The 3,575-nt window shown below is 71.6% G+C and carries 3 protein-coding genes; all 3 read right to left on the minus strand.

Annotation, left to right across the window (positions count from 1 at the left end; all coding sequences use genetic code 11):
* Positions 1–27: 27 nt before the first annotated feature.
* Positions 28–366 carry a P-II family nitrogen regulator gene (locus ACIQOV_RS32770; RefSeq protein ID WP_380543410.1) on the minus strand — a complete coding sequence of 113 codons (339 nt, stop codon included), beginning with the start codon at positions 364–366 and terminating at the stop codon, positions 28–30.
* A complete protein-coding gene (locus tag ACIQOV_RS32775) occupies positions 363–1,769 on the minus strand; it encodes an ammonium transporter (RefSeq protein ID WP_401054360.1) in 1,407 nt (468 codons plus the stop codon). Before ACIQOV_RS32775 ends, ACIQOV_RS32770 begins: the two co-directional genes overlap by 4 nt.
* A gap of 325 nt (positions 1,770–2,094) precedes the next feature.
* Positions 2,095–3,575, minus strand: a 1,481-nt coding sequence (locus ACIQOV_RS32780; RefSeq protein ID WP_401054361.1) for a hypothetical protein, incomplete at its 5' end; no start/stop codon positions are given.

Below are 3,575 nucleotides of genomic sequence, written 5' to 3' on the forward strand. Positions count from 1 at the left end.
GTGGCAGGTCCGCCGTCCGGCGCGGGGCTACAGGGCGTCCGGGCCGCGCTCGCCGGTCCGGACCCGTACGGCGGTGTCGACCGGAATGCTCCACACCTTGCCGTCGCCGATCTTCCCGGTCCGGGCGGCCTTCACCAGGACGTCGATCAGGTCCTCGGCGTCCTCGTCCTCGACCAGGACCTCGATCCTGACCTTCGGCACCAGGTCCACGGTGTACTCGGCCCCCCGGTACACCTCGGTGTGGCCGCGCTGGCGGCCGTAGCCGCTGGCCTCGGTGACGGTCAGGCCGTGCACCCCGAAGGCCTGGAGGGCGGCCTTCACCTCGTCCAGTCGGTACGGCTTGATCACGGCGGTGATGAGCTTCATCGGGCGTCGACCTCGGTCTTCTTCTCGGCGGGCTTCTCGGCGGGAGCCGCGGCGGCGGACCGCTCGGCGACGGGCTCCGCGGCGGCGGACCGTTCTGCGGCGGGCTTCGCGGCAGCGACGGCCAGGCCCGGCAGGGCCCGGGCCAGGCCCGCCCCCACGGCGCTGAAATCGTAGGCGGACTCGGCGTGTTCGGCCTGGTCGATGCCGGCCACCTCGACCTCCCCGGCGACCCGGAAGCCGACCAGCCGGTCGACCGCCTTGGCCAGCAGCCAGGACAGCACGAAGGAGTACGCCGCGACCACCGCCACGCCCATCGCCTGCTTGCCCAGCTGCCCGATCCCGCCCCCGTAGAACAGGCCCTTGACGCCCTGGCCGACCCCGCCGGTGGCGAACAGGCCGACCAGCAGCGAACCGATCGCCCCGCCGACCGCGTGCACGCCCACCACGTCGAGCGAGTCGTCGAAGCCCCAGCGGTACTTGAGCGAGACCGCGGCGCAGCAGACCGCACCCGCCACCAGCCCGATCGCCACCGCGCCGAGCGGGCTCACCGAACCGCAGGCCGGGGTGATCGCGACCAGCCCGGCCACCGCGCCGGAGGCGGCGCCCAGCGTGGTGAAGGCGCCGTGCTTGAACCTCTCGTAGAGCAGCCAGCCGACCAGCGCCGCACCGGTGGCGACCTGGGTGTTGACCATCGCCATCGCGGCGACGCCGTTGGCCGCCAGCGCCGAGCCCGCGTTGAAGCCGAACCAGCCGAACCAGAGCAGCCCGGAGCCGAGCATCACCAGCGGCAGGCTGTGCGGGCGCATCGGGTCCTTCTTGAAGCCGATCCGCTTGCCCAGCACCAGGCAGAGCGCGAGGCCGGCGACGCCCGCGTTGATGTGCACGGCCGTCCCGCCGGCGAAGTCGATCACGCCGTTGCGGTCGCCGAGCCAGCCGCCGTGGCCGCCGTCGAAGAAGAAGACCCAGTGCGCCACCGGGAAGTAGACGATCGTCACCCAGAGCGCGATGAACAGGCCCCAGGCCGCGAATCTCGCCCGGTCCGCGACGGCGCCGCTGATCAGCGCCGGGGTGATGACCGCGAACATCAGCTGGAAGAGCGCGAAGGCGGTGACCGGGATGGAGCCGGTCAGCTCGTTGAGGCCGAGGCCGCGCATCCCGAGGTGGTCCAGGTTGCCGATCAGCCCGGCGAAGGAGTCGGACCCGAAGCTGAGCGAGTAGCCGTACAGGACCCACAGCACGCTGACGATGCCGAGCGAGAGGAAGCTCATCGCCAGCATGTTCAGCGTGCTCTTGGCCCTGACCATGCCCCCGTAGAAGAAGGCCAGCCCAGGGGTCATCAGCATGACCAGGGCCGCACTGATGAGCACGAAGGCGGTGTCGCCCGCGCTGAAGCCGTCCGGCATCGGCGTCTCCTCTGCGTCCAGGCCGACCCGCGCCCGGGGACCCGTCCCGTGGTGCCACCCGGGGTGTCGGCGTTGAGGAGGAGCGTGCCGAAGGCTGGTTTCGGCCAGTGCGACCGGTTGTTTCACCGCCGTGACGTGTGCGACGCAGGGGTTACGACTGCGTGAACCGCGGCCCCGCGTCCCCGCAGTCCGGCCGCGCGCCGTGCCACCGGCCGCCGGACATACCACCGACCGTGACGGCGGCGGCCGCCACGGTCGGTGGAGCATCCCTCGGAAGACCCTCGGCGGGGCCGGTCGGACCACCGACCGGCGGACCACCGACCGGTCAGACCACCGAGACGAACTCCGGGATGTCCTGGACCACCCGCTCCTTGAGCCGGCTCACCGCGTCCACGCCCTTGAACCGGGCCGCCGCGGCCTCAGTGGTCTTGCGCACCCGGGAGTTCAGCCGCTCCGAGCGCACCTTGGTGGCGATGTCCACCGCCTGCTCGGCCATCACCGCGGCCTGCTCGGCCTCCCTCTGCAGCAGGTGGACGCTGGCCATGCCGATCAGGTTGAAGGCGTACGAGCGCACGTGGTCGGCGTCCTGGCGGAACAGGTCGACCGCGCGCTCCATCACCGGCGCGGACATCGAGGCGTAGAGCTGCGCATTGTCCGAGTGGTACGCGAGGTCGCGGAAGGAGTGCGCGTTCTCGGCGTTCAGCTCGGCCGGCGAGAAGAACTTCAGCCAGTCCGGCTCCTGGTCCCCGTCCCGGATGTCGGTGAAGGTGTCCTCGGCCAGCCGGACCGCCCGGGCGCAGCGGTTGACCTCGCCGATGGTGGCGTAGGCGCGCGCCTCCATCGCGTACAGCAGGGACTGCTGGCGCGGGGTGGCGGTGTCGCGGCTGCCGTACTGGGCCAGGTGGATGAGTTCCAGGGCGTCCTCGCCCCGGTTGAGGTGGATCATCTGGCGGCTCATGTCGGTGAGGATCAGCGCGCCGAACGGGCGGTCGCCCGCTTCCTTGGCCGCGTGCAGGGCGAGCACGTAGTACTTCTGCGCGCTCGGGTGCATCCCGACGTCGTACGACATCCACCCGGCCAGGTGGGCGAGTTCGGCGGTGAGCCGGAACAGCCGCCTGGTGGTGTCCTCGCTGTACGTCTCCTGGAGCAGGTCGGTGACCTCGTGCAGCTGGCCGACGACGGCCTTGCGGCGCAGCCCGCCGCCGTTCTGCGCGTCCCACTGCCGGAACATGACCGTGGTCTGCTCCAGCAGTTCGAGCTCGGGCTCGGAGAGCCGGCCGGTGAACGCCTCGCCGCCGTTGGCCGCGGTGAGGATCGGGGTGGGGACGCCGGTCGGGCCGGGGGTGAGCCAGCGCTGCATCGGCTCGATCAGCGCGGCGCCCGCGGTCAGCGCCAGCGAGGTGCCGAGGAAGCCCCGGCGGTTGAGCATGAGGTCGCTGCGGGAGTAGTCGCTGATCAGCTGGACGGTCTGCGGGCCGCTCCACGGCAGGTCGACGCCGCCGCCCACGGTCGAGACCGGGATCGCGGCGCGCAGGCCGAGGTCCTCGATCGAGACCACCGAGCCGAACCGCTCGGAGAAGAGTTCCGACATGATCTTGGGAATCGGCTCGCGGGGCTGTTCGCCGTCGAGCCAGCGGCGCACCCGCGAGGTGTCGGTGGACACGTGGTGGGCGCCGATCTGCCGGGCCCGGCGGTTGACCTGACGGGCCAACTCGCCCTTGGACCAGCCGCTGCGGGCGAACCACGTGGTCAGCTTCTCATTCGGTTGCTTCTCTGCCATGGGTAACGTCCCCATCCCGCCCGGCC

It is taken from the genome of Kitasatospora sp. NPDC091257 (genome assembly GCF_044757675.1).
Lineage (GTDB): Bacteria > Actinomycetota > Actinomycetes > Streptomycetales > Streptomycetaceae > Kitasatospora > Kitasatospora lactacystinica.

Coding starts and splice junctions, on each gene's coding strand:
- ACIQOV_RS32770 (WP_380543410.1), bottom strand. CDS start 366: ATGAAGCTCATCACCGCCGTGATCAAGCCGTACCGACTGGACGAGGTG.
- ACIQOV_RS32775 (WP_401054360.1), bottom strand. CDS start 1,769: ATGCCGGACGGCTTCAGCGCGGGCGACACCGCCTTCGTGCTCATCAGT.